Raw genomic sequence first — 5733 nt, forward strand, 5'->3', positions numbered from 1 at the left:
AGCAAACCGTTGAGAGATTTCACGCGATAGCGGTAGACCAAGACCATGCCGCGAATGCTAACTCGGGAATGCCGCCTTGCGGCGGCGCTCCTTACCTCCTCGGACTAAAGTCCGAGGTTTCTCGGAGCAAAATCGGATGAATCCTCGGCGGCATCGCTCGGCGCTGCCGGCCACGCCCTATTTCGGCGCTTCGACGGGCAGGTCGTTTTCCGCAGCGAATCGCATGACGAACTCGAAGGCCTCGGGGCAAATATCGGCCAGTTCGCCTGACACGCCCAAGCATCTCACGCCGCCGCGCACGAACGGCACGGCGAGCCAGGTCGACGCGACGGTGCCGCCGGGGCGCCGCTCCTTGACGAACAGCGTAATGACGCCGGCGAGGCGTTCGGCCCAGTCGCCGGGGCGAAAAGGCTTTCCGCTCCGAGTCGTGCCGACGATCGTGTGCCCGGCAAGCTCGCGCATCGTGGGTGTATTCGGTAGGCAATCGATGGGGGTCATGTATGGCCGATCGAATGAATTCGCGGTATCGACGGCGGCGCCGGGGCGCGTGTCGATCCCGAGCGGGCATCGGTCGCGAGGCGGAACACGGCCACGGTTTCGTCGAGCAGGCGTGCCTGGTCCTCGAGCGATGCGGCCGCGCCCGCCGCTTGCTCGACGAGCGCCGCGTTTTGCTGCGTCGCGCGATCCATCTGCGAAACCGTGCGGTTGATCGATTCGATGCCCGACGATTGGCTCTCCGACGCCGCGCTGATCTCCGAAATGATCTGCGTCGCTTCGCGCGCCGCCTCGACGATGTCCGCCATCGCTGCATGCGCGCGCTCGGCCAGTTCCGTTCCGCCTTGGACTTTCGCCACGGAAGCCGTCATCAGCTCGCGAATCTCCTTGGCCGCGGCAGCCGAGCGCTGAGCGAGCGCACGCACCTCGCCCGCGACGACGGCGAACCCCCGCCCCTCTTCTCCCGCCCGCGCCGCCTCGACGGCGGCATTGAGCGCGAGGATGTTAGTTTGAAACGCAATCCCTTCGATGGCGCCGATGATGTCGACGATATGTTCCGTGTCGGCAGACATGTCGGCAATCGCATCGACGATCTCGCTCACGACTTTCCCGCCTCTTTGCGCCGTGCTCGATGCCGTGTCCGCCGACTGGTTCGCGGCGCGCGCGTGGCGGGCGTTCTGCGAAACGGTCGCCGTCAACACTTCGAGACGCGCGGCGGCTTGCTCGAGCGCCGCCGCTTGCCGTTCGGTGCGCGCGGATAGGTCGGCGTTGCCGCCCGCCATCTCGTGCACGCTGCGCCGGATCTCAGCCGTGCCCTCTCGCACGCGCGTCACCGCTGAAGCCAAGCTCTGCTGCATGCGGGCCAGCGCCGCCATCAGCCGCCCCATCTCGCCGCCTTGCGACACATCGATGCGCGAGGTCAGATCGCCCGCCGCGATGCGTTCGAAATGATCGATCGCCGTGTCGATCGGTTCGATGACGGCGGCGCGCAGCATGACGCGCGCAAGCAGGGCGAAGACCACCGACCCGACGCCGACGGCGCCGAACAGCGATAGCAGCGCAAGAAAACGCACCTGCGCCGCCGAGAAATGCTTCTTCTGCTCTCGCACCTGGAAATCCATCAGTTGCCGGGCCGATTGCTTGTAATTCGAGAACAGCGCCTCGCTTGCCTGGCGTTCGATCATTCGGAACGAAGCGAAATCGTCCTGATCGAGCGCCGACACTTCCGGCGCGATGATCTGCTGGAGCACTTTGCCGCGCGCCGTGCGCAGCGCATCCGCCAGCGAAGTCTCCGTCTCGTTCTCCGGAGAAAGCGCCGTATAGGCGGCGAGGGAGCGATCGCTGGCGGCCAACGCGGCATGCACGCGTTCGAGCGTCGGCGCCGTCGGCTTGCCTTGCGCCACGAGCGTTTCGTAGCTACCTAGGTCGACACGCGCCTGCAAGAGGTTCTCGCTGCTGTCGCCCAACGCGGTGAGCGCGGCGGTTTGAACGCTATACATCTGCTCGAGCGCATGATTGGCGGATTTGAGCCCCGCGATCGACGCCGCGATCACCATTACGAGTGCGCCCGTATAACCGACGACCGTGACGGTCAGCGCGGCCCGAATGTTCGTCATCCTCAACATGCCGACTTCTCCAAAAAAAAGGCGGCGAGCGAAGTGGCTCGCCGCCGCCTTTGAAATACCGACCGCATGCGGTCGCGTCTCGGAGCCTTGCCGGAAAATCAGAAGCGCGTGCGAATGCCTGTCGCCACTTCGAGCTGGCTGTTGTGACCGAACGTGTTCGCCACCGTATAGCCGCCGTGCAGCTTCATGTAATCGGCCGCCAGGTACAGTTCGGTGCGCTTCGACAGATGGTAGAAAGTCGAAGCGTAGATCGTTTCCTTGTAGCCGTTGTGAACCGTCGTAGCGGTGGTGTCGAATGCGCCCGAGTTCGCGTTCGGGATGTTGCCGTCGGCGTTATATGCGGCGTTCTTCACGTGCATTTGCTGATAGCCGAGCTCATAGTCGAGCGGCCCATGCGGCGCAAGTTTGAACGATACGGTCCACGCGTTGTCCTCGCGCTCCGGCAGCGAGCCCTGCTTGCCCGTGTAGTGGAAGTACCCCGCGTTGACCCGGCCGATGCCGAAACGGTAGTCGCCGCCCACCGAATAGGTTTGATCGACGAAGCCGCCGTTGTTCGTGTGGTTGTAGAAGCCGCCGACCGAGAACGAGGGACCGTTATAGCCGAGTGCGGCCTGATAGCCCGAGCCCGTGGCGAACTGCGTCGAGTTGCTGAATTGATAATCGGCGGCCGCGTAGATGCCGTTGCTGAAGAGCTTCTTCCACGCAACGCTGTTTTCGGAGCGCGTGCCGGTCGGACCGGCCGCGTAGAAAACGAGCTGCTTGAAGTTGTTCGAGTTCGTGTAGGCGCCTTCCTTCGTGGAGAAGGTCGAACTCACGTACGGGTCGCCGTATAGACCCGAGAAGTCCTTCGATACGGTGTCTTGGAAGCCGACGGAGACCTGGCCGATCGTCGGGTTGACGAGGCCGACCCACGAATCGCGGTCGAACAGCTGGCCGCTATCCTCCATGTTGCCGCTCGTGGGAACGAACTCGCTCTCCAACGTGAAGACGATCTTGTTGCCACCGCCGATATCTTCGGCGCCGCGCAGCCCCCAGCGGCTTCCGCTGAACCAAGGCTCGCCGCCCACGTCATTGGGATGGCCCATCGAGACCAGGTGATTGCCGGCCGCATTCGCATTCGTCGTGTAGGCGACGGCGCTCAGGTCAATGAGGCCGTAGAGCTGCACGCTCGATTGCGCATGTGCGCCGCCGGCGACCAAAGCGCCTGCCGTCAGCGCCAACGTCCTATACGTCTTTTTCAAGATCGTCTCCTCTCTCACTGCGTTGAAATTGTGTTCTCGCGCGACGCGCACGGGTGGTGCGTCGAGCGTCGCCTTCGTATCGCTGCAATGGAGAGAATCGTAGCCGTCCCTATCCTTCACGCTCCTTTCGCGGGTGATTAGGACTACTAAGTAGTTTCACGTAAACCGCCACCTGTATCCACTATTTCTACTGAACAAAACTACGATCCGTCTTTCGCGCGCAGCACGTAGCCGAGCCCGCGCAGTGTCATGATCTGCGCCGTCGAATGCGCCAAGTGCTTACGTAATCGATGTATATAGATATCGATGGCGTCGGTGCTCGGCTCGTCTTCCAGGCTGTAGACGCTGTCCATCAAAGCCGTCTTCGATACCGTTTTGCCTTGCTTGAGCATCAGCGCTTCGAGAATCGCGTGCTCGCGCCGTCGCAATGCGAGCGGCGCGTCCTGGTGGCTGAACTCGCGCGTATTCGCGTTGTACTGCAAATCGCCGCACACGAGCGACACCGACTTGCCGCCCGCTTGGCGGCGTATCAGCGCCTTGATGCGCGCGATCAGTTCCCTCCCGTCGAACGGTTTGACGACGTAGTCGTCGGCGCCGGCGCTGAAGCAGTCGACCTTGTCGTCGATCGAGCCGTGCGCCGTGAGCATGAGCACCGGCGCGTTGTCGCCGCGGCGACGCAATCGAGCGAGCACGTCCTTGCCGCTCATGCGCGGCAGCCGCATGTCCAGCAGGATGACGTCGTAGCGCTCGGTCAGCAGCACGGCGTCGGCCGACTCGCCGTCGGGCACGCAATCGACCGCAAAGTTCTCGCCCTGCAGCAAATTGACGATCCAATGCGAGAGTTCGGCGTTGTCTTCCACGAGCAGCAGCTTCATTTCAACAATCCTTTTCCTTCCACGCGGGCAGGCGCACTGTCGCGACAAGCCCGACCCTGCCCTCGCCCGGCGCTATCGCGACCGTGCCGCCGTGCGACTGCGCGATGCGCTGCACGATGGCGAGGCCGAGCCCCGTGCCCTCGACGTTCGTCATGCCGCGATAGAACCGTTCGAACACGTGGGCGCGTATTTCGGCGGGAATGCCGGGCCCGTTGTCGACGACTTCGAACACGACGTCCTCGCCATCGCGCCGGCAGCGCGCCGTGACGGCTCCGCCCTCCTGCGTGTAGCGAATCGCGTTGTCGACGAGATTGGCGACGAGCGCCCGCAGAAGCTGCTCGCTGCCCGCCACCCGTAGCTCCGCATCGTCCGCGATTTCGGCGCCGAGATCGATGTCGCGGCGCTGCGCGGCGAGAACAAGATCTTCCAGCACCGATGCAACGACTTGCGTCATGTCGACGGGTACGTTCGCCGTCGGCGGCGGCGCGGACTCGGCACGCGCGAGCAACAGCAGCTGATTCGTAATTTCGGTCATCTTGCGGCTCGTCCGATGGATGCCCGCGAGCGCATCGGCCAGCGCGGGACCATCGTCCGCGCATTGCCGCGCGCATTGAACCTGCGTATCGAGCAACGTCAGCGGGGTGCGCAGTTGATGCGCCGCGTCGGCGATGAACTGCCGCTGCGTGCCCGTATGCAGCTTGAGCCGCGCGATGCACTGATTGATCGCATCGACGATGGGGCGAAGCTCCGTCGGCAGATGATCGACGCGCACGGGTTCGAGTTCCATCGGATCGCGGTCGGCCACGTCGTCCTTGAGCTTCATGAGCGGCCGCAGTTCGCTCGTGAGGCCGATGAGGACGAAGAGCACTGCAAGCACCAGCATCAAACCTTGCCGCACCAACTGCGGGTGCCAAAGATCGGCCAGCATGGCTTCGCGCGACGCTTGCGTTTTGCCGACCACGACGATCGCAGGCAACGCCTCGCCCGAGTTGTAGAGTTGCCGCTGATAGGCCACGGCGCGAATCGACTGGCCGTCGATCGTCGTGTCGTAGAACACCGGGTATTCGGGGTGCGCGCCGCCGGGCAACGCCAAATCGGGAGAGCCGCGCAACAGCCGGTCGCCGCCGGCCAAGACTTTGTAGAACACGTGGTCTTGATAAGGCGACTCGAACATCTCCAGCGCCGCGGGCGGAATGTCCGCCGTCAGCTCGCCGTTGCTCCACTCGATGTCCTCGGCGATGGTGCGCGCAGAGGCGAGCAGCGTATTGTCCTGCAGGAGGTCGGCCGTCTGCCGCGCGGCGTCGTAGGCCATCACGCCCGCGACGAGCATGAAGACGGCCAGCGGCAAAAGCACCCACCACAGCAAGCGGGCGCGCAAACTATGCATCATCGATCCACGCCTCGTCGATGTAGTACGGCTCGTGGCGCGGGGGCGGCCGGGGGGGGGGGCGCGGCCCCCCGCCCGGCAGAAAAAACGGCCAGGGCGGGGGGTTCGGA

General features: G+C 64.1%; 5 protein-coding genes. All 5 read right to left on the bottom strand.

Annotation, left to right across the window (positions count from 1 at the left end):
• Positions 1-177 precede the first annotated feature (177 nt).
• Entirely contained in the window at positions 178-498 is a 321-nt protein-coding gene (locus ACTHNR_RS01820) for a DUF3579 domain-containing protein (protein WP_440545709.1), read from the bottom strand.
• Positions 495-2120: a methyl-accepting chemotaxis protein gene (locus ACTHNR_RS01825; RefSeq protein ID WP_440545710.1), complete on the bottom strand. Its 1626-nt coding sequence runs from the start codon at positions 2118-2120 to the stop codon at positions 495-497. Before ACTHNR_RS01825 ends, ACTHNR_RS01820 begins: the two co-directional genes overlap by 4 nt.
• 98 nt (positions 2121-2218) lie before the next feature.
• Complete coding sequence (locus tag ACTHNR_RS01830; protein WP_440545713.1) at positions 2219-3361, bottom strand: porin; 1143 nt, start codon at positions 3359-3361, stop codon at positions 2219-2221.
• 200 nt (positions 3362-3561) lie between these two features.
• On the bottom strand, positions 3562-4236 hold the full coding sequence (locus tag ACTHNR_RS01835; protein ID WP_440545711.1) for a response regulator: 675 nt from the start codon (positions 4234-4236) through the stop codon (positions 3562-3564).
• Position 4237: 1 nt separating this feature from the next.
• Positions 4238-5626 (bottom strand): sensor histidine kinase, encoded by a 1389-nt coding sequence (locus ACTHNR_RS01840; protein WP_440545712.1) that lies wholly within the window; start codon positions 5624-5626, stop codon positions 4238-4240.
• Between the last annotated feature and the right edge of the window lie 107 nt (positions 5627-5733).

The organism is Trinickia sp., assembly GCF_051954495.1.
GTDB lineage: Bacteria > Pseudomonadota > Gammaproteobacteria > Burkholderiales > Burkholderiaceae > Trinickia.